Source organism: Brevibacillus centrosporus, from assembly GCF_003710815.1.
GTDB classification, from domain to species: domain Bacteria; phylum Bacillota; class Bacilli; order Brevibacillales; family Brevibacillaceae; genus Brevibacillus; species Brevibacillus centrosporus.
The window spans coordinates 68,502-94,387 of sequence record NZ_RHHP01000016.1 but is presented as its reverse complement, the minus strand read 5'-3'; the positions used below and the strand labels follow the sequence as shown (position 1 = coordinate 94,387).

The window sequence follows — 25,886 nt, the reverse complement described above, 5'->3', positions numbered from 1 at the left end:
GGGCTTATATCAAAAACGGGCTGTAGCATGAGTATCAGAAAATATGGAGAGGTGAAAATATGAAGAAGCCATATCAACAATTTCGTCGTTGGTTTGCCATGTGCCTGACGATGATGCTGCTTGTCACTGGTGTGCTGCCGGCGGTTCCGGCGTTTGCGGCAGTTGGCTCAAATGGAACAAATTGGTTAACCTTTAGTACGCCGACCATGATTAGTGGTACCGGTACTAGTGCAAATCCAGTCAAGACAAATGTAAGACTGATGTCTGGAGTTACGCTGACATATAATAGCGCATTAAGAAACACACAAGGGATCGATGTTACTGTGGAGGCGCTACCAGTACCAACGACAAGCGCGAACAACTTTTCAGGCAACACAGTAACATTGCCAAATTTCTACCTCAAAAGCGACGGGAGTCTGACGAAAGTAACCGTAAAACCAAAGGTTACCCCTAGTGCTACAGATGATATAGCGGAAATATACTACCAGTATGTTCCGACGACTCCATCAACGAAACTAAACTTTACCGAGCCTGCTCCCCCTGCAACGCCCCCTGTACATCCAACAGGCCAATATGCGAGTGACCCAATTGAGGTGACAAATCGTACTCTATCTGGTCTGGCTTACACATATGGCGTGCCCAATACGATAGACATTACACAAGCCGTTGAAGTTAGAGTGAACGGAGTTACAGTTAGAACACTCAACGGAGTCGGCACTACGATACCCGACATAGATTTGTCTCCCGGATTGAATGCAATACAAATATTTGCTACCAACACTTCGGAGAGCGACATCATTTATTACGAGTACAATTCAACGAATAGCCCAATCACCATTTCTAACTTTACAGATGGTACGACTGCCTACAAACCTGTGGTTTACGGGGATTCCAAAATTACACTGATGGGTACATATGGGAGTGGTGTAAGCGGAAGCAATCTGCGACTTAAACTTATTACCAATAACGGACAGACTGTACAGGATCTAAGCAATACCGCGCCGCAAATCAGTGGTAGCACTTTCACATTCTCAGATATTGGTTTGAAACCTGGTTTGAACCAAATTGCTTTTTATGAAAAAGTAGGAAATGTAACGAAAGAGCATTACCAATTTTATGTCCAATACAACAATACGCCGCTTGTAAGTGATTTGAAAATCAACGATACGTCGTTAAATGATCCGAATGTTACATCAAACCCAACTTACATTTCCGTGCCTTCTCTAAATCGATTGAACTTAAATATGGATGGAAAAGCACTCAATGCGGATACAGTTGAAGTGAAAAACCTGCGTACCGGTGACGTTGTCAAAACTCAAGTAAATCGAACGGGTTCTTTTGGCTTGAGCATCCCATCGCAGTTAGGTGAAAATACACTGGAAGTTCGAGTATTCAACCAAAACAAGGAAGTAGGTACTTTTGTTCGTAAGTTGTTGGTGACCACTACTTCATCGGGAAGTTCCGATCAGTTCTACAAAGCCACATTGGACGGAGTGAAATTGGTACCTAATCAAGAGGTGGTTATTAAAGGTCCAATTTCATCAAATAGTTTGACACTTACAGGTTCAGCACTTTTGCGATATGTGGATATCACTAATCAGCAGCAATTTGATCAATTTATGGTAACCATCACGGATGCATCCAATAAGACAGACTATATACAAGCGGACGGAGTAACCTTTAATCGGGTTGGTAATCCGCAAAGTGGATTTACCGAGTATGATGTGACTTTTGATGTTCCGGCTGGTAGATTTCAAGATGGAAATACTTACAAAATCGGTCTGAGTTATCAATACAACTATAATCCCGGTGGGGGGTTTACACCAAACGGCTACACTAAAGTCAGCAACTATGAGTACCAATTGAAATATGTGGATATTAACAAGCCAATCATTGAATCAGTAACCAATACAGCAAGTACGCTATTACTTTCTCCAACAGATACGAATACGATCGTAACTTCTCCTTTGAAGCTGACAGTAGCTACAAAGAACATCCCGGATACTCCAATAAGTGACATAGACATACTCTACAACGGAAAAAAATTAACACCTGATGTCGACTATAAACTTGAGGCACCTGAGACCGACCAGTTTTTGCTCCAATTGTACAAGCTTCCACAAGGTCTAGGAAGGTTGACGATTGCCTATAAGGAAATCACACCTCCGACGACACCACCAACTTGGAAAACCAAAGCGGATTACACATTGGATGTACGGATCACACCCTATGCACAAATCACTTATGTAGACACAACTGGTCAGGTGCGTAGCTTCGAGGATGGGTACCAAATCAAGAGCGACAATGACATTCAGCACCTAGACGGTAAAGTATACAACTACGTTTTGAAATCGAGTGATGGAACTAGTAATAGTGCTGACAGTAATATCAAGGCGACATTAAACGGTTCAGATATCAAAATAACCAATATTACTACGGGCAAAGACGTATTTCAAATTCAAAAAAGCCAACTAAACTACAAAAAAGGGAACAACGTACTCAAAATTTCACTGACGGATGACCCTCAAACTGTCTTTACCTACAATGTATCCTACAACACGTCAAAAACCCCGTCAGTGGAAGATGTGAAGCTGGAAATCAATTCGAACGGTGACACCGAAGAGTTGACCAAAAAGGCAACCGATCAGTCATATAGGACAGGGGCCAACTTCCTGAGCAGCTTCAGCTTTACGGTTAATGACGCAACACACGTCTACATCGAGAAAAACGGGAAACGAATCAACGATTTTCGATATAATAATGGAGATTGGGATCAAGATACAACCAACCAGGAGTATGTGAACGCACGATTAGATGCGGCGCTTAACAATGATCTGGGCGATATCTATGATGATCGAAACATAGATTCTCTCTCCCGCTCACGATTCGAAGGTAAGATGACCACGAAACATTACGGTGATTTGGTTGAAGAAATTCAAGATGCAGTCACCGATGCACAGGAACAGGAACAAAAACTTGCTCTCTTCCCTTTGACCTTGAAAAAAGGCGGTAATACTGTCTACACTATCGTAGCGGAAGATGATAATGGAACAGTAATTCGCTATGACATTAACATCGATCAGAAGTACTCCAGCTGGGAAGTCCTCTCTCCAGTAAAAGCGAAAGAGACCGATCAATATATCATCGTGAACAGCAACAGTGCAGTGGTTAAGGTGTTTGCGGAGAATGCCAATAAGGTATTGTTCGGCAAAACAGAAGCAAAAGTCACCAACACAACCAATCGCGATTTCTACTATGATGACGATCAAGGCAAAACAATTCCGGAAACCTACTACGTCTTTACTTCTACGGTTCTACTCAAAAAAGGGCTGAACACCGTGAAGTTCTCCGTAGTAGTAGGCGACAGCACGTATAACGATGAGATTAAGATTTACAATGCCAACTCTACGGTAAATGGAGCGGAATACCGTGATGTTCTGGGCAAAAAAGTATCATTTAGTGTCTTTGAAAAGCAATTTGAGCTGAAGTTCCCAAGTGGAACCGTGCTGCTCTCCCCAGATGACGGTCGTGCAGGGCAAGAAGTAAAGGATCCAAACGGGGATATCTTCGTCGACATACCGCTATACTTCGGTATCGCCGACCGTACGACAGGACAGGTTAACATTTCGAATGACGATTTGGAAGACCGTCTCGTATTGGATTCTAACTTCAACTACGCAAGCCCACTGTACTACGTGGATGCAGGGGATACAGAAGCGCCAGGTGGACGTGACCCGTATTACGATGAAGGTGACGCTGAGGACTTTAAGAGCCGTTGGGAAGATAACCTGGTTCCTAGCCGCCGCGGTACACTCACGATTAAATACGATCCATCCATTGTGAATGCGGCCAACAACATTTTGACGATCTACTACCACAACGGTGACGAATGGAGAAACATCGGCGGGGTAGTCAATACAGGCAGCAAAACGGTACAAGTGCCATTCGCAGGCTTCGGCTTCTACATGGTCATGAAAACAAGAGAAACATATGATGACGTAGTTAACCACGATTATGCTCGTGATGCGATTGAAACTCTGTACGCGAAAGGTGTAATGCCGGCATACAGCGGCAGCTCCTTTGGCGCAAACCGTGATATGTCCCGCGGTGAATTCGCAACGATGCTCGTAAAGGCATTGTCATTGCCAATCAATGCTGGTCCATATCGCGATAGCAACGAGCGAGATCCGTTAGAGCCAACATTTACAGACGTGCGTCCAAACCGAGATCAATGGGATTACGAATACAAGTACATCGAGACAGCAGCCCGCGCTGGTATCATTCGCGGTAAGCAGCCTGGCTACTTCCGTCCAGATGATTCACTGTCTCGTGAAGAAGCTGCAATCATGATTGCTCGCGCCATGAACTTGAAGCTGGGCACACTCGAAGCTTCCAAGCTGTCCTTAAACAAAATGTTTACGGATGCAAAAGACGTAGGCTACTATGCAGCACCTTCCGTCCTGGTCGTTGCCAAGGCGAAGCTGATGAATGGCTCGGCTAACGATCCAACGGCGAAAAAGCCAACGTACAGCTTTAAGCCAACGAATCCCCTGACTCGTGCTGAAATGGCAGTCATCACCGTGCGCGTCATGGTTCAACTGAAAAAGCTCCCGAAACAGTAAAACAGGAACGCGTAACAATCCGACTATATAATAGAAGAAAAGCTGAAGAGGTCATCTGCCTCTTCAGCTTTTTTCGTGTGTTTACAAGCCCGATTGAGCCTATTCTTCGTCACCTACAGCCTCTACCGGAACCTCGACATATTCTTTTTCACCGCGTTCGATTTTAGCTTGGCCGTTTGTCAGGTCTACCATCCCAGCGATGAAATCATCCTGCAGACCATCCGGGATCAGGACATGGGCAGTGACCCGATCAGTGTAGTCCGTACCGACTACGCGTTGGTCTGTTAGGCGCAGCTCGTTTTCCACCTTGCCCCACCAATGATAATCGACATTCACCGAAATTTTTTGATGGAGCGTGTGAACGACGATCTTGGCCGCTTTCAAAGCAGTCACGGTTCCAGCGGTATAGGCCCGCACGAGTCCGCCTGCGCCCAGCTTGATTCCACCGAAGTAACGAGTCACTACGACAACCGTGTCTTTCACTCCATTTTTCTTGATGCACTCGAGGATCGGTTTTCCTGCAGTCCCACTTGGCTCGCCATCATCACTCGAGCGCTGGATCTGATCGTTTTCTCCGATGACGAAGGCCGAGCAGTTATGAGTAGCGTCCCAGTGCTTCTTTTTGATCATGGCAATAAAAGCGGTAGCTTCCTCTTCGGTCGTCACGCGCTGTGCGTAGCCAATAAATCGGGATCGCTCAATCACGATCATATCTTCTCCATAACCGGCTACAGTCTTATATTGCTGCAACATTGTCTTTTCACCTCAAGAAAAGCATAGCATGCCGATGATTGGTAAGCGAATCCTGAAATTTTTTTGACACACAATCGTATTATTCTAGGAAGCAAGAATGGAATAAACGGGGAGGGAAGTTTCTATACATGATACAGTGCGTTTGACCGGATATGAAAATGGTGGTATTACACTAATTTTTCGTGTACGAAGGAATACTCTGTGTTATAGTGATCTTGGGACAAACAGAGATATTTCAAGTGGTGAAAGGTTTTATCATCAACACAATGATAAAGGAGTGGAAAACGAGTGAATTTCCCTTATTCGAGCAAGAAATGGATGACCATTAGTTTGGCGGCAGTTTTGACTACGGCGATTGGCGCTGGGACTTTGACGGCATATGCAAATACAACGACAACCGAGCAAACGACAGCGACTGAGCAGGCGAAAGAAACAACAACGGCTCCAGCAGCTGAAGGAACTGACGTGAAAACGGACGCAGCTAGTGAAGCGAAAGCAACAGACGCAGTTGCAACAACCACCAATGATACGACTTCAAAACCAGCTACCACTGCTCCGGTTACAGGTGTAGAAGAGCTGACATTGGAAAAGGCTATTGCTCAGGCGATCGAAACCAACGCGACGCTGCAAACAGTTCGTCTGGATGCCAAAAATGCAGACATTAACCAAATGCTTTCCTACAAATCGTCTGCTGACATGCCATCTGACATGATTGAATCTCTGGCTGCAGCGAAAGGAAAATATGTCAACAACGCACAAGCCGAGATGACCAAAAAACTCAATGCTCTGCAAGTAACAGCGACAGAGAGCAAAATCAAGCTGGGAGCTCAACAGGCTTACTACAATCTGATTTTTGCTCAAGACGATCTGGAACTGAAAAAACAAAGTTTGTCCCGTGCCCAAACACAGCTGAAAGTAGCAAACGCTGCATTTAAAGTAGGTACGAAAGCCAAAACAGATGTCCTGCAAGCAGAAATGGGTCTGGCAGGTGCTCAGGCCAACTTGACTAGTGCGAAAAACGCAGTCGAAGTAGCTCGTATGGATCTGAATGATTTCCTTGGTGTTGACCTCACAAAGGAATGGAAAGTTGTATCCTCGAACAAGCAGGTTGCCCCTGTCAAAATGACAATGGAAGAAGCAGAAAAAGAGGCAATCTCCAAACGTATTGAAGTAACGAAGGCTAATGAAGAGCTCAAACTGGCTCAATTGAACGTGAAACTGATTGAGGAGTATTCTGCTCTGTCGACGTTGCCTGGGCGGGTAGCACGAAATAATGAGGAGAAATCCAAATTGGCGATCGATGAGCAAAAACGTGCGATCTCCAAAGAGGTATCCCAAGCTTACTTGAATCTGAATGCAGCTAGAGAAGCCATTGATTACCAGAAAGTAGCGAAGGATTCGGCAGCGGAAAGCTATCGCTTGACCAATTTGCGCTTTGAAAATGGTCTCGCAACGACTCTGGAAGTCATTCAAGCCGAGGAAGAATTGTCCAGTCGTGAGAACCAATACCAAAAAGCCATTCTTCAATACAACCTGGCTGTCGTAAACTTTGAAACAGCTCTCGGAAACTAATCAAGATTTGTAAGTTTTTGAATGGAATTGGAAAAAGGTTCAATGATGACATGTTGAGTGGCGTACCCTATAATACGAGTTGTGGCCGATGTCACAGCTTACATATTACAGGTGAATAAGACCATGGAAAAATCTTTAAACTTTTTTTCTCAGGCGCCGCAACTTTTGCTGAGCTGAGGCGTTTAATAGGATGTCACACGAAAAACGGGGAATTGTGTAAAAAAGATTCACGGATTCTAGCAATTGTGTTACACTAGTGATTGTTGCATTTTACACAATACTGAATATACTAGAGATTTTTAACACAAAAAAGCGAAGCTGTCCTGCGAAAGGAGGTGACACGCGCTTGCAGGATTCGGGCTTTAAAAAGAAAGATAGATTAACAACAAATATTCCCCAAGAACAATTTGTTTATACTAGAGGAGGAGAACACAAGGTTATGAAAAAGGTCGTTAACAGTGTACTGGCTAGTGCCCTCGCACTTACTGTTGCTCCAATGGCTTTCGCAGCAGAGGACACAACTACAGCTCCTAAAATGGACGCTGCTATGGAGAAAACCGTAAAACGTCTGGAAGCTCTTGGCCTGGTAGCAGGTTATGGCAACGGCGATTTCGGTGTAGACAAAACCATCACTCGCGCTGAGTTTGCTACTTTGATCGTTCGCGCTCGCGGACTTGAGCAAGGTGCTAAACTGGCTCAATTCAACACTACTTACACAGATGTTAAATCCACTGACTGGTTCGCTGGTTTCGTAAACGTAGCTTCCGGTGAAGAAATCGTTAAAGGTTTCCCGGACAAATCTTTCAAACCACAAAACCAAGTTACTTATGCTGAAGCAGTAACCATGATCGTTCGCGCTCTGGGTTATGAGCCATCCGTTAAAGGTGTATGGCCAAACAGCATGATCTCCAAAGCTTCCGAGCTGAACATTGCAAAAGGTATCAACAACCCTAACAATGCAGCAGTTCGCGGCGACATCTTCAAAATGCTGGACAACGCTCTTCGCGTAGACCTGATGGAGCAAGTTGAATACGGTACTGACATCCGTTTCAACGTAACTGACGAAACTCTTCTGACTAAATACCTGGACGTTACTGTTCGTGACATGGAATGGGCTCACGACTCCGATAACGATTCCGATGACTTGCCAGTAGTTTCCAACGTTCCAGCTATCGGCTTGGGCAAAATCAAATCCAACGAAGTAACTTTGGCTGGTAAAGACGCTGGTCTGGGTAACACTACTTACAAAGTAGCAGACGGTATCAACCCTAACGAATTCGCTGGTCAACACGTACAAGTGTGGATCAAAGATGACAAAGAAAACGTAATTGTATGGATGGAAGGTTCCGAAGACGAAGAAGTGGTTATGGACCGCACTGACGTTTTCCAACTGAATGGCAAAACCATCTCTAATGGTGACGGTCTGAAGGGCAAATCCGATCTGGAAGATTTGAAATTGTCCTTGGATTCCAGCGGTAAATCCTACCGTTTCAGCGAAGATGCAGAAGTTACTTACAACTTCCAACGCCTCGATGCAATCGATGGCTTGAAAGACATCATCAAAGTTGCTCAAGATTACACTGTATCTGTGAAGTTGGTTCTGAACGAAAACAACGAGATCGTGTACATTCACGCTATCGATGATCAATCCTTCGACCAATCTAACAAAGGTGTTAAATATGGTTCCGAAGTGATCGAGAAAATCGACGCTGACAAAAAGAAAATCGACAACCTCGATGGCCGTAAATTCAGCGATCTGGATGACCTCGATGAAGGTACAGACTTCCTGGTATTCTTGAATGGCCAACCAGCTAAACTGGCTGACCTGAAACCAATGGACGTTTACAGCGTGTACTATGCTGATGGCGATGACGAGAAATTGCTGGTATTTGCTACCCGCACTGTAGTTGAAGGCAATGTAGATAAAGTAGTTACTCGTAGCGCTACAGACGTTCGTCTGACTGTTGGAGACAAAACTTACCGTGCTCGCACTGGTACTTCCTACTCCGACAACGCTAACAAAGACGTTAAAGAAATCGATTCCAAAAACTGGGATCTGCTTGGCGACTTGGATGGCGAAGATGTAAAACTGTACCTGGATGCTTCCGGTCGTATCCGTCACGTTGAAACAAAAGACAGCGTAGACGATCGCAAACTGAAAGCAATCGTTACTCGTGCAGCTGTTTACAGCGCATCTGATGATGAGTATGCTTTCGTAGTTATGACTGAAAAAGGTAAGAAAATGTCTATCTCCCTGGAGAAAGATGACATCGAAAACGCTGATGGCGTAGACTACGGCGACGAAGATCTGAACGAAGACGATCTGCTCGAAATCCTCTCTCCTAAGAACGATGACAGCCTCGCTTTGTTGGAAGTAACTTTGGATACTAAAGGTGAAGTAAGCAAAGTGAAAATCCTGAACACTGACGAGCTGCAATATGCAGATGGCCAAGAGTGGGATGACCTGGCTGACGAAGACGACGATGTTGTTGGTGACGCTGAAGTAACTGACGACACTGCAATCTTCGACATGACTGGTACTCTGGATACAAGTGCAAAACGTCCTGAACTGAAAGATGCTGGCATCGCGAAGTTCAAAGACATCGCTGATGAGAACGATCTGAAAGTTTACTACCTGTTGGATGAAGATGGCGAAGAAGTAGATGCAATCTTCGTAGTTGAAGGTGACGGTTTGAGTGGAGACGCTCAATTCGGTTACGTATTGAACTACTCCTCCAAAGGTGGAGAAGATAGCATCGTGGTTCTCGTGAAAGACGAATCCGGCGCTGTTGTTCAAAAAGAGTTCAAATTGGATGACGAGAAAGAAAACCTGTTGGATGATGGTATCAAACGTGGTGACTTCATCGCATTCGATACAAACTCCGATGATGAAGTTGTTGTTGACGATGTAGTTGAAGTTGTTGACGGTGCTATCAACTCTATCGATGCACGCGTTACACTTCCTGAGTCCAAATGGGACAAAAACAACATCGACACAATCGCAGTTGCACAAGTAGATGACGTTGATGGCAACACCATCACGACTACTGGCGGCAAAAAACTGTACACTCAATCTTCTACTGCATTCATCGATGCGTGGGATGACATCACTGGTATCGACGGTGTAGATGAAGGCGATCTGCTCATCCTGATCGACACTGACGATGACGGTTCCCGTTTCGACTACGTACTGGTAGTTGGTACTGAAGACTACATCGACGAAGAAGACATCACTGACACTGAAATCGCTGACTTCCTGAGCCAATTGGGTGATGATGTTGATCCAGGTACTCCTGGCGACGATTGGGATGCAGTTGATTCCAAAGTGACTGGTTCCATGTTCTCTATCGGTTCCGTAACTGCTTACCAACTGGTAGTTGACCTGAAAGAAGAAGCTGAAGAAGCTGTTCTGACAGTCGACGGTAAAGAGTACACTGGCACAATCGATGGTAACAAAGTGACCTTCGAATTCTCTGCTAAGTCTACTGCTAAAACTGGTAAACTGGTTGTAACAGGTTCCGAAGAAGGTCAAGAAGATACTGCAGACGTTACATTCGAAGCTAAGTAATTAGCATCGTCTAACGCTTCATGAGAGTTGAACAACGGAGGGAGGTACCTCCTTCCGTTGTTTCTTACATACTCTCTACAAAAAATAGAAACTTCCTATCAAACTTACGGAGGGGTAGTACGTGAATAAAAAAGTAGCTCTATCTGTTCTTTCCGCTACAGTCTTTGCCAGCATGGCAGCTTCTGCTTTTGCTGCACCAAAATCCGGTCTGTACATCGGCGGAAATGTAGACAAATATTATTCCATGAACACGCTGTTGGGCGGTATGAGTTCTTCTGCATTGGATCAATTCAGCACTGAAATTGGTTCTGCTGGTTTCAGCAACCTGATCTATGTAGACTTCGATGGTAAAGGTGCTTCCATCGCTGAAATCATGAGCGCAACTGATTTCGACAGTGTTAAAAAAGACCTGACAGCTGACAAGTTCGAAGGCGTATACTCCAACATCAAAGCTGATGGTTCTGCAGATGGCACTTACGATCCTCGTAACGATGCTATCGACACTCCAGCTGGCGATCTGAAAGTTGAGTCTGTAAGTGCTATTAACGCAACGCAGTTGGAAGTTAAATTTGGTACTCAAGTAGATAAAACTACTGCTGAAACTCTTACTAACTACAGCTTTGATGGCAAGTCTGGTGGCGGGACCGATGACTACCTGCTGGCAACTAACGGTGCTGTACTGCAAGCTGACGGTAAAACTGTAATTTTGACACTTGACCCAGCAAACTACACTTATGCCAAAGGTAAAGCTTGGGCAGTAGTTGTTGAAGGTGTTCAAAAGAAAGATGATGCTAGCCAAGTAATTGCGAAATGGGCTAACACCGTAGTAATCGAAGATACTACTGCGCCAACAGTTGCAGAAGTCACTTCTAAAGCCAACGGTACAACAACTAATGTATCTGTTAAATTCTCTGAGCCTGTAGAAGGTAGTGGAATTTATAAAATTAACGGCGTAACTGCAGCTGCTACTCCTAGCGCTACTAACCCTTATGTGGTTAACTTGGTAGCAGGTGAAGCACTTGAGGCTGGCAAGTCTTACACGCTGACAATTGTGAATGAAGAAGACCTTGCAGTTGTTTCTGGTGCTGGTAACTTGGTAACAACTACAAAATCCTTCACAGTTACTGGTGATGCGGCGGCTGAAGGTGTTAAGACAGTAACTGTTGTTGACGATAACAAGGTTCTCGTCGAGTTCAAAGATGACATGAACCCAGGAAAAGTAACAACCACTGAAGTGAAAGTACTTGACGAAAATGGTGCTGCACTTACAGCTACAACTGAGTACACAGTATCTCAGCCTGATCTGAATGATGACACCAAGTTCTTGGTTACTATCGTAGATCCTACACTGTTTGATGATAGCAACACTCGTGATCTGAATCTGGTTGTTACTAACGCTGCTGAAGATGCTTTGGGTAACAAAGTAGCTTCGACAACTAAGGCGTTCAAGGTAACTAAAGACGCAGTTAAACCTGTTGCTCAATCTGCTCGTGTACTGAAAAATACCGATGGTGACGTAACTGGTTTCGAAGTTACTTTCGATTCCAACTTGACAGTAGGTGCTCCTGTTACTACAGGTATCCGTGTAATTAACGCAGCTGGTACAGAAATCACTGGTACTCTTGGATTGGCTACTTCTACTGGTGCTGTAACTGCAACTGCTCAGAACAAACTGGTTGTAGACCTGCCAGCTGACGTTGCTCTTTCTAGCAGCGTGAATGGTGATGTAACCATCCTGCTCCCAGCAGCACTTGTACAGGACGATGCTTTCGCTCAAAATACAAGCTCTGCTAAGACTCTGACAGTAAATCTTGGAGCTGCAGATACTACTAAGATGACAGCTACTGTAGCACCTGTTGCTGGTTCCGATAACGTCTACACTGTAGTATTTAGCGAAGCTGTTACAACAGGTAGCGGAGCAGGTGGCGTATCTAACCCTAGCAACTACAAGCTGAACGATGTTGCTCTGCCTGCAAATACAATCATCACTTATGTTGCTGCTACTCGTACGGCAACAATTGAATTGCCAGCTAACTATGTAACTAAGGATGCTGCTGATGGTATCTTGACAGTATCTGGTGTGAAAAACTCCACTGGAACTAAAACTGTTGAAACTGTACACACTGCAGTACCAACTGTAGACCAAGTGGCACCGACCTTGACTGCAGCTAAATTCCTGAGCGACACTACTATCGAATTGACTTATAGTGAAGCTATGGAAGATCCAAGCAGCGCTCTGGTTGGTGATGAGTTCCTGATCAAGCAAGGTACTACTGCAGTAACTCTTGCTGACGCAGCTCTTGTTGCTACTAAAGTCTCTGGCTTCCCGAACAAAGTACTTTTGACAGTGACTGGTGTTCCAACTACATTTGATCTTACTAAAGCTCACACTATCACAACGGTAGATGATGGTGCTGGAAACAACATCACTGATAAAGTAGATGTTGCTGAAACTCCAAATGCACAAGAAGCAGATGTTAAAGTAGACATCACTAAGTAATTCTACAGCTTGGCAGAAGAGTCCGAGGAATCGGGCTCTTCTTTTTTGATCATTACCTGTCACCACCCGAAGCGTGTCGATAGGGTCTGTCTCGAAAGAGGCAGGCTTTTTCTATATGTTGGACCTAGAGGGTAGGTCCTGTTACCGCCTTAAGAATGACGAAAGGGTTTATCACCATGAGGTGATAAACCCTTTCTAGGTGTGAAAGGAAGTCATACATTGCAAACAGTAAGAAATACCACATCGTATAATTCTGTTAAGTGAGCTCTCCACGATACAAAAATATTATCTCATCAACCTTACCGGTTATCGGATCGACGACAACTGTTATTTCGGTAATTCTTTGAGTGTAAAAAGCCAGACAACTCCAGGAACAAAAATGTCTGATCACCTGTTCTGAAGAGTCGGCAACTAATACAACCTCTAAGTCTGGATCGAAGTAGCAATTGCACTCTTCACACCTTCCAAATCCTTCTTCATCTATTATGATGAACCAACCTCCTTAACTGTAGGTAGTCTACCACTGAACAATTCCATTCATACGAAAAAGAGAAAATAATTTTAAGAATATGTCATAAGAACTGGTTGCCTCCATAGAATAGGAGTGTGGAGGCGATTATACAACATGAAACGCAAGAGAAACCAACCCGATGACGTGATCCAAAAAGATGATAGGCTATTTATTCGTCAAGGAAAAAGATGGTATATCTACGACGAGGAAGAAGGCTTGTTTAAAAGGGCTTAATCAATAGGGGGAAGGGATACCCTTCCCTCTTCACTATGTGTATTACCATTAGGAGGGATTATTGTTATAGAGCTAAGTTCCGTGCAGAATAATGAGTTTTTTCAATCAGACATCAGCAAAACTTTTGAAAGTGTGCCAGATGAAGCTGTATTATCACCAGCAATTATTGCCGAATTATTATGTAGATCAAACGAGACCATACGGCGCTGGTGTAGGAGTGGAAAGCTTCCTTCTTATTCATTTGGCGGGAAGTATATTATTATCGGGGAAGATTTTAAACGCTTCATGAAACAGGCAAAAACGGGTTCCAAAGAGCTGAGGGATCTTTTCGAATGAAATTAGCAGCGGTTGTGTTTGCTTTCTTCAAGAAATATAAGATTAGTTACTATCAGAATCATGACGAAGTATTGTTTCCTTGTCTGCTCTGTGGGAGTCGAGTCACCATGATGATCTATAACACATCATGGGATTGTTCGGGATGTGGCGCATCAGGAAATCTTCAAAGCCTTCATGAACTCGTTCAGCATTCAGACGAAAATACAATCTGTTTGCAGCGAAAAAAGATCTATCATCCAAAACATGAGCGAAATCAGATTAATTACCGATTACGGTTAATGATGACCAGGGCGAAAGATAAAAGGAATGCAAAGGAACTGGAGTCCATTTATAAAAAGTTGAATATCTTGTTGGCGTATTTAATGCCAGAAGACGGAGGAACAGGTTGATCGTAGTTGATCACCTGTTTTTTTTGCGAGGAAAAATTATGTACTCGCATAAATGATAAACCAGGGAGGTGAGATAACTGGATTATGTAGATTTTATACAACTCGTCGAAGCAGCGAAAGAAGATGGATTGTTTGTAGAGATGCCATCTTACTATCGAATTATTCAAGATGAGTGGAAACTAACTCCAAAACATATTGCGCAGATTTTGGATCGTAACGAAAAACGCATACAAATGTGGTTTTCACAGGGGTTAAAGCATGGAAAATTACTTTCAATCGATCCAACCAGACATAGGATCACAGGACTTGAACTGAAACGTTGGCTTTTCGTTCGGGATTATCCCAAGCTCGTAAAACAATATCCGATACTTTTATCCGGAAAGTTTGAAGGAAAACCATGATTTTGAACGCCCTACGCACAAAAAGCACGAAAAGATTGAAAGAATGCAATGTCTTTGATGAAAGACATTGCAAACCTTCGTAGCTTTCGTGTGGTTCGTGTGTGGGTAATTGCACATATTTTTTAGAAAATTACATAGAATAGACTTTATGAAAAGGGGGGTACACATGGCATTTGCTAATGATGGCAAATATTTAAGTGCCGAACAGTACGAAGAGATTCGTGAATTACTCGAGAAAGGAATCAGTGTTTCGAAAATAGCAAAGCTGTATGAACGCGACACTTCGACTATTTATAAGACTGCAAGAAGAAACGGGTGGCAGTTAAACGGTGGCATTACGCAAAATAGTCAACCAGAGGACATGATAGAAAAGCTATATCAAGAAGGCATCAGTATTGATGAGATTTCAAAGATTCTTGCTATAGGTAAACTTGATGTTTTACACCATCTGTCATTACTAAGGATCAGTGTTCTGAGGGAGTCCGTTGGCGGTTTAACGCAAGAAGAAAAAGAGAAAGTATTAATGATGTCAGCTTCCGGAATACCCGTTTGGGAGATTGCAAAAGAACTGCGAAAAGGCGTCCTCACAATTGCTAAGTATTTTTTTGAAGAGAAACCGTTAAAGAAGCTCCCAGCAAAAGAGGAACTTGAAAAGAAATATGGTCCCTTAATTGGACTCTCCGTTGCCGCGAGAGAATATATGAAAATGGATCATAAAAGCATTTATAGAGCGATTGACCAAGGCTTTCTGGAGGGCATGTATTTGACCGTTGGATTGGATGTTAGAAGAGAGACTTCTCTTCAACGATCCCAGGTGAAGTTATTGTTTCGGAAAGATCAATTGGAGGAATTTCAATTCCGATATAAACCACTAAAATACTTTACAGATGAAGAACGGGCGGGGATTCCTCTTCCTACGGTGAATGGGTACTCTTCAAAAGGATATCTTAGTGAAGCTCGTCTTAATCATGTTCTTTACGATGTAAAAAGGGTACAATCTTTGCTGCCGTATATACGGAAAGAAGTGTATGATCATGCGGGAAAGAAGATATCGCAAAACCAAACGATGGATTATTATGAGTTGCTCAATGAAGAGCAGAGGGATTGGATTGATCGCTATATTCAGCATCGATCCAGTAAAATGCCTGCCATCATCATTAATTTTGGAATGACGACTTCCTATAAAACAGGTTTTACGAAGCCAAAAAATCAAGGACCAAGAGTAAGAAAAGACTTGTCGCGATTCTTCTTTCTAATGATATGTAACCGCAGTGGAGCACAGGTAAAGCGTCTAAAAGAGGGAAATGGTGCCCATGTATTCGCTACTCCAACTGATCGACAACGTTTTGATCCAGATAGGTTTTCAATCATGGAGTTTGAAAGTAGTGATGTTGCATCCTTAGATAAGGACATCTCGTTAGTCACGTTGCATTCGTATGTAAACGATACGTTGAAGCCATTCTTTCATTACGTACAAATGGAAATGGAGAAGCAGTTTGATAAAGAAGCCGTGATCAATCGTTGGGATCCTGTTCAAAGTGCTATTGAAAGTCATCGTATTCAGTCTATTTGCAGAAGGTTTCACCTTGCAATTAACCAGGTAACGGAACCAAAGGATCGTTACGATGATATGGATGATGCGAGAAAAGTATTTCTTACGCGGGAACAATTTGTTCTCTGCTTAAAACAATTTAATCAATCTCATGGTCTAGAAAAATCGCTCATGTTTGCCATTTGTACTCTTTTGGGATTACGAAGAGAAGAGCTTACTTTGGTGGCGGTGGAGGACTTTGTCATTGATGAAAACGGCTTCTTATTAACTGACAAAAACGGCGTGGGGAAGCTTTATTTGCCCAACCCAAAATCGAAGTTGGGTATTTCTGGATCAAAAACTTCAGGCACCTTAATACCACCTCGACTGGTTCGCTTGATCAACTTTTATCTACAGACACTTTACAAGAAGTGCCCTTTCCAAAGTCACCGAGAATTTGAGGGAACTACCTTTTCTACAGCCCACGAAAAACATGTATATCACAAGGGGCATGGATACTTGTTTCGTCCGAGAAAAGAATATCCAAATAGTTGTTACAGTGTGAATTCCATTGGTTTATGGCTGCATCGTATGGACAAAAATGCACAGTTATATTTCTTATCTCCTGAGGTTAGACCGTATTTATCCTTCCACGATGGACGGCACACGTTGAATGAATGGATCGAGACAGCACGCGTTTCTCCGGACTTAATGGATTCTCGTGACGAAGCTGCTGATCAACAGATGCGTCATAAAGGAACCTATTTTAAGGATGTGGGTAAAACTCACTATCGAAAGCGTATTACCCAAGATCTGTCTTATCGATGTATTATCCAAGCTCTTGACTTCCCGTGGGAATTAAAGAAATTGAGAAAGTGGGAAATTGTGAGAGGCTATCGAGACCCTGACGATACGGAAGTACGCATGAATCAAAAGCTGACTACTACTATTAACACGGAGGGGTTAATCATCCAGAGTGTAGAAAAACAGGCAAAACGTGATTCCTTCATTAATAATGTAGATAGTCAGTTAGAGGCTGCATGGAAGGAATTACACCAGTTGAAGCATGCAAAACTACCTAAAGATCCTGGTGGGAGTTCTTTTTTTGAAGATTTATCGAATCAAATCAATGAAGTGAAGGAGAGAATTACCCAATTGGAGGAGTATAAAAAATATCAGTGATCAGAATTGCTATTCGCATTTGAAATAGTAAAAATTACGTATGAACTATTTCAATTTGGGCATATTAAAGGTGGAGGTGCTAATCACTGAGTAAACACACAAGTCATCAACATCACCGCTCACTGATCCAGATGGCAAAAGGTTGCGCTGAACGCATACCCAACAAACCTGGTGTATATGCCATTCTGTGTGAAGCAAACCATAAAGTCTATATCGGAAAGGGAGACCTTTATCCGAGAAAGGCGAGTCACTGGAGTTCGTTAAAAGGTAATAATCACTTTAACAAAGAGCTTCAAAAAGATTGGCACAAGTATGGGGAAAGATCATTTCGTTTTGTAATCTTGTATGAAACGCAATATGATGAAGATGTTCAATATTTAGATCAATGCGAGCAATACTGGATCGGCATGACGATGGCAACCAACAAAAAGTATGGGTACAATAACTACAAGAAACCGAGCTTTTCGAACAATTTTGTAGTAAGAATTGAGTCTATCTAGGGGGAGTAATCCCCTTTTTACATAGGTTTTTGCCGGGAAAAAACAAAAATAACCATGCAAGGTCAGTACACCTTGCGATGGCTAATAATAAGGAAGCTTGTACAGGTCAACTACCACCTACTACAACAAGTTTATGCTTGGACGTAAATGTTCCACATCAAGATGTATATACCGATTTGTTGGACGGGTGTCTGCATGACACAATAGACGAGCAAGCTGAACCTGTCCCACCCCTAATGCGGTTAGGCGTGATGCCATGATATGACGAAGTAAATGAGGGTAGACCCTCTTTTCAATTCCAGCCAATTCGGCGGCTTGCTTCAACTTTTTGCGTATATCACTAGCACTAATTGGCTTGTGAATGGATTTCGGGGACGGGAAAACGTACGACGAGCCATTATTTCGGTAAAGATGCAAGAAATCATCTAATAACGGCAAAAGCTCATCGTGAAGGGGGAGCGTTGTTTGCTTATCTCCCTTCGTTTTTCCGAAGTACACCGTCCCATTTTTCAAATTGATGTCACTTCTTTGGAGAGTTCGGACAGGTGAAAGGCGACTACCGGTAAAGTATAGTAGGAGGAAAATCATGTGATGAAAAGGGAAATGCCTTTTTGCTGTTTCCATCAGCCTTTCAATTTCATCGATTGTCAAAATAACTGTGGTCGGTGTCTTTAGTTCTGGATGCATGATCAAACTTGCCACATTTTTCGTGAAACCTTGTTCAAACACCAGATACTTGTAAAAGGATTTTAAGGTAGACAACGCCCTCGCTATAGAACTATCCTTCAATCCTCTTTTTTCGAGTACATCCAAGAAATCAAGGATATCTCCTTTTTGTATTTCTTCCGTGAGAATATTACCATTGTAAGTTTGGTGCAAAAATTTCCCGAATTGCTTCAAATCCTTTTTATAACCTTTGATGGTTTCCTCCGATTTTTTGCGCTTTGTAAGATGATCCAAAAACTTTTCTGTGTAATCATAAAGATCAAAGTTTTTCTGAATGATCATTGTTCATTCTCCTTTCCATTCTCACTAGAATTGTCCACTGTTTCTTTGATCGAATGTTGCTTGATCAAGACCTTCAATTGTTTTTCCGTACATTCCAAAGTGGCAGAGGTGAAATCCACTTGTTTGGATTGAAGATACTGCAGCCTGTCCTTTGCTGCGGTGTCAGGACTAAACCAGATAAAGCGCATGACCTTTTGCAGTTGGGTCAGATGGGGGATCGTCATGTCGTCAACATAGCTGACATCATGCTCCGGGAGTATATTTTCAAGGTACCGGATTTGCTTTCGGTCACATTGGAGCAAAGTGACGGTGAACGATACGCGATCGTAGTGTAAGGTGAGGAAGATTTCCTTGCCGCCTTCCCGAAAATATCCCTGTTTTTCCGCCCAATCAATCACATCATCACCCCCTTCCAATGGGTACCATATTCGCTTGATTTGCACCATCCACTGTTTAATTTCCCTCAATTCAAAAGGAGGGAGCAGTTGATACAGCTTTTGATGGATGTCCTGCTTGAATTGTTCCAGCAATTTTTTACAGGTTTCCTCCTCAATCGAATAAAGTAAGTTCACAAAATGATCGATATGATCAGGGAGGGTAGGAGTAGAGTTTTCATGTTCGGGTGCAGCCACCTCCGCTCTTTCATTACGAAGAGCGATCATATCGTCTTCATCTACTTCAAAAAATTTTGCGATTTTTCGTACCGTGTCTACGCTACCCATCCGACTTCCTGATTCGAGGTAATCAATGTATTGTCTGCTCAAACCAAGCTGATTGGCTAAATCTTTTGGGTCAATGTTTCGTTGTAATCGTAGCGCTTTAATTCGATTGCCAAACGCAGTGGGTTTCGCTTTGGGTTTTGTCATGTCGTCCTCCTGTTCAAAAAGGTAATGGTGCAATTACCCACAGTATGAAACAAATTTTTCTTTTCATACGCAAATTTTTTAATAAGTATGAAAGTGCTTGATGCATATGGTTTTTCGAAAATAGACCACAATTAACGGATGCATTTTCTCTTTATAATGGAATAAAGGAATGGCTGATCAAGTAATGGGGAAATCCGACTTCCTGATTCGAGGTAATCAATGCATTGTCTGCTCAAACCAAGCTGATTGGCTAAATCTTTTGGGTCAATGTTTCGTTGTAATCGTAGCGCTTTAATTCGATTGCCAAGCGGAGTGGGTTTTGCTTTTGGTTTCGCCATAAGTTTCCTCCTTCAAAACGGTAATGGTGCAATTACCCACAGTATGAAACAAATTTTTCTTTTCATACGCAAATTTTTTAATAAGTATGAAAGTGCTTGATGCATATGGTTTTTCGAAAATAGACCACAATTAACGTTTACGTTTTCTCTTTATAATGGAATAAAGGAATGGCTGATCAAGTAATGGGGAAATATTCATATATAATAGAAAGGTATAAATTTTGGGGAAGAGGGGAATACTAGTCAATGAGTGATTTTAAGGTTCATAACATTAAAGAGGAAATTATTATTACGGCAAACCATAACCCGAATGGGTTGGTAAAGTATCATGTGTGCTATGGTGAGGTTGATTGGGAGAAGAACGGTAACCGTAAGCCAGCTGTGTTTCTTTTGATGAGCTATGATGGGAAGATGAATTATCAAGTACCAGCTCATCTAACGCTTGATAGCGAAGGCGAAACCGATTTCGAAAAGGTGTATGAAGCGTTAACGTATTTGAAGCACAAGTATCAAATCCATAAGAAATTTGACGTAGTTGTTAAGTGATATACGGTTAGCGGTCGAATACGAAACACTTTTTCGAAGTGGTTTTGGTTTTGGATCTTACACGCGCATCCACCGGGGTGGTGAGCTGGTTGACCCGAGCAGACTACCCCCTTAAAAAGGGGTAGAAAACGCATATACCACCGGTAACGGAGCCGCTGTATATCGCGTCGCAATCAAAGTGCTGTTTATGAACAAGGGTCCATAAACTTACATCCTCCAGGTCCTGCTTTACGGATGCTCCACCACAAAGACACAATGATCTACCTAGCCAATTGGCTACAGGGACGGGATGTACGATGTTCATGTAAATATGGGCAAAAAAAACAAGTCCAATTTACATGAACTCGTTCTGGATCGGCTAACGCCCCTATTACGGGCTATTCAACGCAGGGTATGCGTGCTGGAGGTAGACGGGAAACTCTCAGCAATTTATAACGTCTTTTTTCACCGTGGGTACGCCTGTCGAATCACGATGGGCATGCTTTGCCAAGCCTTTTCAATTTCAAATTTCATATCAGTTAATGAACAATCATCGGTAAATAGCGGTACGATTTGAACAACAAGCAAATCAAAACCAGAAAACCTTTTTCTTGATGAATTATCATGGTAATTCGCTTTCTGCTTACATTTTTTAAATCCTTATATCTGTTTTAAAGAAAAAGGGAAAACCTTTTTGGTAATTGTTTCCGAATGGCTTTCAATGAAATAACAAATTGAAAATTGGCACTCCGTTCCCCTGAACGATTGGTTGATTTCATTACAGACATACTGATCGGATCGAAGCTTTTCAGAGGTTTGTGAAGAAGAGCAGCTTCCATTTCCAGGGGGTAGCCATGTCCCGAAAAGTGGAGGATTATATTATTAAGGCAAACAATAACCCGAATGGATTAGTAAAGTACCATGTGTGTTATGGTGAGGTTGATTGGGAGAAGAACGGTAACCGTAAGCCAGCTGTGTTTCTTTTGGTGAGCTATGATGGGAAGATTAATTATCAAGTGCCTGCCCATCTTACGCTTAATAGTGAAGGGGAAACCGATTTCGAAAAGGTGTATGACGCGTTAACCTGTTTGAAACACAAGTATCAAATCCATAAGAAATTTGACGTAGTTGTAAAGTGATACACGACGCTTTGCTATCGAATGCGGACTACTTTTCGAAGTGGTTTTGGTTTTGGATCTTTTACACGCGCTCCACCGGGGATGGTGAGTGGGTTGATCAGAGCAGACTACCCCCTTTTAAAGGGGTAGGAAGCGCATGATTACCGGTAATGGAGCCGGAGTATATCACGTCGCAATCAAAGTGCTGTTTTATGAACAAGGGTCCATAAACACACATCCTCCAGGTCCTGCTTTACGGATGCTCCACCACAAAGACACAATGATCTACCTAGCCAATTGGCTACAGGGACGGGATGTACGATGTTCACGTAAATATGGGATAAAAAAAACAAGCCCATTTTACATGAACTCGTTCTGGAATGGATAATGCCCCTATTTACGGGCGATTCAACGCGGGTTAAGCGTGCTGGAGGTAGACGGGAAACTCTCAGCAATTTATAACGTCTTTTTTCACCGTGGGTACGCCTGTCGAATCACGATGGGCAACTTTGCCAAGCCTATTCAATTTCATATCAGTTAATGAAGAATCATCATTAATTAGCGGTGTACGATTTGAACAACAAGCAAATCAAAATCAGAAACCCTTTTTCTTGATGAATTATCATGGAAATTCGCTTTCTGCTTACATTTTTTAAATCCTTATATCTGTTTTAAAGAAAAAAGGAAAACCTTTTTGGTAATTGTTTCCGATGTGCTTTCGGTGAATTAACATATTGAAAATCGGCACTACATTCACGCGAACGATTGGTTGATTTCATTACAGACAAACTGATCGGATCGAAGCTTTTCAGAGGTTTGTAAAAAGGGTAGCTTCCAATTTCATCAAGGAATACCCGATATTTTAATAGGGGGTATCCATGTCCCGAAAAGTGGAGGATTATTTGGAGGAGAGCAAGCGGAGCATTTTGGATCTCTTACTTCCCGTACAAGTGCCTACATGGAATATGTTTGAAGTAGAGCATCAACGACCGGAAACTTCGGAAGAGAGAAAATGCATGAAGGATTACATTTATAATCAGACCGGCAATAAAAACGGATTGTATGTGTACAAAGATCAAGATGAACAGATCTTATATATTGGAAAAGGTAAGCCAATAAAGGTACGGCTGTATAGCCACTATTGCGAGTCATTTGAATTGGTAAAAGGCGATCCAAAGGGAAGATGGTTCGATTTTTTCTCAAACCATCGAGGGAATTTAAAGGTATACTGGATTGAACTTGAGGACGAGAATAACCGAAGATTCGTGGAGGCTACTTTAAGCAGCGTCTTAATACCAAAGTTTGAAACATGGAAATTGAACTAAGCTCGTTTGCAATGAGTTTAGGTCTGTTAACTATTAGCAATTGGTTCAAACTGCGATTCCGAAATGTAATTATTACCATAACAGAAGCAGCGCTCATTTTGGGCGTTGCTTTGTTATTTCTTCCAATCACAAAGGCGGGGAATTACTAGCTTTTGAAGAATGGACTTGATAAACTAGAAGTTAGAATTTCAGATCGTATTGCAAGAGAATTTTTGATGCCTGCATTGAAGGTATAAAATTTTAAGGCTATTTCATAAGAATATCGTCCTAGTTGTTTATAAAGGAAAAGAGAAGGAAGCCTGGTTGAATGGAATATCCGATCATTGATGTCTCATCGTGGAAGCAGGACCCAAGGGAATATGGTGCCGGAGAAAGAGCAAAAGAATGGCTAATCGATCCTGGAACAGGAAAATTAGCTATGTTTAAGATTCCACGGGAGGATAGAGGAGAGCATTGGGCGGAAAAACTTTGTAGTGAATTTGCTAAAGTTCTTGATTTTCCTTGTGCAGATGTAAATATTGCGGTACGTAATGGTGTAATCGGATGTTTAAGCTATTTCTTTGTTGATAAGGAAAATGGATATTCACATTTTGATGGTGGAAACTATTTTCCCAACGATTACGATTTTGAAAAAAATGCTGGGTACAACCTTCAGCTAATCAGAACAGTAATGGACCAATTAGACACATCAGAACAAAAGCTATTTCAAGAATTTCTCTACATTATTGTTTTTGATGCATTGGTGGCAAATGGTGACCGCCACCAAGATAATTGGGGTATCACACGCCATGAGACAAGAGAAGAAGCCTTTATTTCTCCTTTGTACGATAATAGTGCAACCTTGGGGAGAGATCTTAACGAACAAAGATTAAACGAATTGCTTGATTCACGTACGGAAATGATACGGTATATTTCAAGATCAAAATCAAAAATTGGATGGGATAATGTTCGTTGTCAGAAGCATTTTATACTAGTTAAGGAGTTGACAAGAGAGTATCCCGAAGAAATGCACGGGCTTCTTGAAAGATTAAAGTTGCTTAATGATTCGATCGTAGAAGAAGTTCTCAATAAAATGCCAAAAACAATCATGACAGATATACAAAAACAATTCGTAATTCAATTTGTTAAAGAAAGAAGAGACATTTTAATTAGAATAGGTGAGAAAATGAACGTTGAAACATCAAAATTATTATTGATTTGGAAAGACCCCAATACAAGGAACCGCTTTACAGTTGGAAAGTTATCTTTTGAAGAAAATACGTATATCTTTAAGTATAAAGACCCAGATCTTTCAGACGCTGTAGCGCATGGTTTCAAATATTACCCTAATTTTACGGATCATACTCAAACGTATACGTCAGAAGGCACCCTATTCCAACCCTTTCTAAAGCGATTACCACGTTCAGCTCGTCCTGACTATCCATTACTGTTAGAGCGGTATGGTTTAAATCCAACTAGTTCGGAGATGGAAATCCTAGAAGCAACTCGCGGACGTTTGCCAACCGATACCTTTGAGTTTGTGAGGGATATCCAGTTTGTTGAAAATGAGCCATTGCAGATAAGTTTTGACATAGCTGGAGCTCGACACTACATCACTGAATCAGAATTAAAACAAAAAATTAATGTAGGTGCTCAAGTTATATTGGAACCAAATCCAGCTAATGAATATGATATTTATGCGGTAAAGGTACTGTTGGCAGATAAAAATATCCATATTGGTCATGTACCAAAGTATTATAGTAAAGTTATTTCCGAAATTCTTGCTAAAGTTAAGGATTACAAAGCGATCATTGTTTACACTGATTTTGATAACATTTCCCCGGATGAGTGGGTGAAAATTTCCGTTCAAACATAATGTAGCTGTGGAATACCGTGAAAAATCTCTTTGCAATACTGCCAGAGGGATTTTTCTATTTTACTCTCATATAGCAGGAGGTAAAAATGAATTTTGATAAATATAACATTTTAGATGGAGATATTTCAACAAATGATCTTCAATGGATATTAGAGAATTCTAAGTATATAGCTGTAGATACAGAAACTACGGGATTAGACCCCCAAAAAAGTAAACTTTCGTTAGTTCAGATTGCAGCTAGTAATCGATACTTTCTAATTCGATTTCATGATAATTATTCTGCAAAGAATCTCGTAGAGTTATTGAATAACGAAGTTATATACAAAATTTTCCATCACGCCACTTTTGACGTAAAATTTCTAATGAACTATTTGGGCTGTAAAGAGATAAAAAATGTTGTTTGTACAAAAATTGCAGCAAAACTATTATTTGGACCTGAAACGAAAACTTCGTTGAAAAATTTAATACATGATTATTTTCACGTTTCAATTGATAAGCGACAGCAATTGTCGGATTGGACAAGAGAGCAATTATCAGATGAGCAAATAGAATATGCTATTAATGATGTCCGTTACTTAGTTGATTTATGGCTGAGATTAGAAAGTGAATTAAAAGAAAAAGGGCTGTTAAAATATGCGAGAAATTGCTTTTTCTTTTTACCAACTCAAGCATTTATAGAGAATCAAGGAATACCTAATATTTTTCAATATTAACGGTATGAATGATCGTTTTTCAAGAAGCGAAAGATCCTC

17 protein-coding genes are annotated in these 25,886 nt (G+C 41.9%); 13 read left to right on the top strand and 4 right to left on the bottom strand.

Translation table 11 applies throughout. The features are described from left to right. Positions 1–59: 59 nt before the first annotated feature. The gene (locus tag EDM55_RS15910) at positions 60–4,622 is read left to right on the top strand and encodes an S-layer homology domain-containing protein (protein WP_122960771.1); all 4,563 of its coding nucleotides are present in this window, start codon (positions 60–62) and stop codon (positions 4,620–4,622) included. 99 nt (positions 4,623–4,721) lie between these two features. On the opposite strand, the gene EDM55_RS15905 is transcribed toward EDM55_RS15910, so the two are convergent. Next, entirely contained in the window at positions 4,722–5,375 is a 654-nt protein-coding gene (locus EDM55_RS15905; RefSeq protein WP_122960770.1) for a YigZ family protein, read from the bottom strand. A gap of 288 nt (positions 5,376–5,663) precedes the next feature. Between EDM55_RS15905 and EDM55_RS15900 the strand changes: the two genes are divergently transcribed. The 7 genes from EDM55_RS15900 (at position 5,664) to EDM55_RS31460 (ending at position 18,099) form a co-directional block, all read left to right on the top strand. Continuing rightward, complete coding sequence (locus EDM55_RS15900) at positions 5,664–6,947, top strand: TolC family protein (RefSeq protein WP_122960769.1); 1,284 nt, start codon at positions 5,664–5,666, stop codon at positions 6,945–6,947. 346 nt (positions 6,948–7,293) lie between these two features. Continuing rightward, positions 7,294–10,515, top strand: a complete 3,222-nt coding sequence (locus tag EDM55_RS15895) for an S-layer homology domain-containing protein (protein WP_307723941.1) — start codon at positions 7,294–7,296, stop codon at positions 10,513–10,515. Between the two features lie 121 nt (positions 10,516–10,636). Further along, on the top strand, positions 10,637–13,015 hold the full coding sequence (locus tag EDM55_RS15890; RefSeq protein WP_122960768.1) for a hypothetical protein: 2,379 nt from the start codon (positions 10,637–10,639) through the stop codon (positions 13,013–13,015). A gap of 826 nt (positions 13,016–13,841) precedes the next feature. After that, positions 13,842–14,096, top strand: a complete 255-nt coding sequence (locus tag EDM55_RS15885) for a helix-turn-helix domain-containing protein (RefSeq protein WP_170184439.1) — start codon at positions 13,842–13,844, stop codon at positions 14,094–14,096. 107 nt (positions 14,097–14,203) lie between these two features. Beyond that, positions 14,204–14,485, top strand: coding sequence for a hypothetical protein (locus EDM55_RS15880; protein WP_141295698.1), 282 nt, complete (start codon positions 14,204–14,206; stop codon positions 14,483–14,485). A 567-nt stretch (positions 14,486–15,052) separates the two neighbouring features. Beyond that, on the top strand, positions 15,053–17,599 hold the full coding sequence (locus EDM55_RS15875) for a helix-turn-helix domain-containing protein (RefSeq protein ID WP_170184438.1): 2,547 nt from the start codon (positions 15,053–15,055) through the stop codon (positions 17,597–17,599). A gap of 131 nt (positions 17,600–17,730) precedes the next feature. Further along, positions 17,731–18,099 carry a GIY-YIG nuclease family protein gene (locus EDM55_RS31460; RefSeq protein ID WP_122960764.1) on the top strand — a complete coding sequence of 123 codons (369 nt, stop codon included), beginning with the start codon at positions 17,731–17,733 and terminating at the stop codon, positions 18,097–18,099. Positions 18,100–18,219: 120 nt separating this feature from the next. Here EDM55_RS31460 and EDM55_RS15865 read toward each other — a convergent pair whose 3' ends face one another. The 3 genes from EDM55_RS15865 to EDM55_RS15855 form a co-directional block, all read right to left on the bottom strand. Beyond that, positions 18,220–19,107: a tyrosine-type recombinase/integrase gene (locus EDM55_RS15865; protein ID WP_122960763.1), complete on the bottom strand. Its 888-nt coding sequence runs from the start codon at positions 19,105–19,107 to the stop codon at positions 18,220–18,222. Further along, positions 19,104–19,973: a helix-turn-helix domain-containing protein gene (locus EDM55_RS15860; RefSeq protein ID WP_122960762.1), complete on the bottom strand. Its 870-nt coding sequence runs from the start codon at positions 19,971–19,973 to the stop codon at positions 19,104–19,106. Before EDM55_RS15860 ends, EDM55_RS15865 begins: the two co-directional genes overlap by 4 nt. Positions 19,974–20,104: 131 nt before the next feature. Then, the gene (locus tag EDM55_RS15855; protein ID WP_122960761.1) at positions 20,105–20,311 is read right to left on the bottom strand and encodes a helix-turn-helix transcriptional regulator; all 207 of its coding nucleotides are present in this window, start codon (positions 20,309–20,311) and stop codon (positions 20,105–20,107) included. Positions 20,312–20,557: 246 nt separating this feature from the next. On the opposite strand from EDM55_RS15855, the gene EDM55_RS15850 reads away from it, so the two are divergent. The 5 genes from EDM55_RS15850 to EDM55_RS15830 all read left to right on the top strand — a co-directional run bounded on the left by EDM55_RS15850 (position 20,558) and on the right by EDM55_RS15830 (position 25,847). Beyond that, positions 20,558–20,857, top strand: coding sequence for a hypothetical protein (locus tag EDM55_RS15850; protein ID WP_122960760.1), 300 nt, complete (start codon positions 20,558–20,560; stop codon positions 20,855–20,857). Positions 20,858–21,690: 833 nt separating this feature from the next. Beyond that, a complete protein-coding gene (locus EDM55_RS15845; protein WP_122960759.1) occupies positions 21,691–21,975 on the top strand; it encodes a hypothetical protein in 285 nt (94 codons plus the stop codon). Positions 21,976–22,832: 857 nt separating this feature from the next. Then, the gene (locus EDM55_RS15840) at positions 22,833–23,279 is read left to right on the top strand and encodes a GIY-YIG nuclease family protein (RefSeq protein WP_122960758.1); all 447 of its coding nucleotides are present in this window, start codon (positions 22,833–22,835) and stop codon (positions 23,277–23,279) included. Positions 23,280–23,586: 307 nt separating this feature from the next. Then, complete coding sequence (locus tag EDM55_RS15835; protein WP_122960757.1) at positions 23,587–25,134, top strand: HIRAN domain-containing protein; 1,548 nt, start codon at positions 23,587–23,589, stop codon at positions 25,132–25,134. A gap of 86 nt (positions 25,135–25,220) precedes the next feature. Beyond that, positions 25,221–25,847 carry a ribonuclease D gene (locus tag EDM55_RS15830; protein WP_122960756.1) on the top strand — a complete coding sequence of 209 codons (627 nt, stop codon included), beginning with the start codon at positions 25,221–25,223 and terminating at the stop codon, positions 25,845–25,847. Positions 25,848–25,886: the final 39 nt, after the last annotated feature.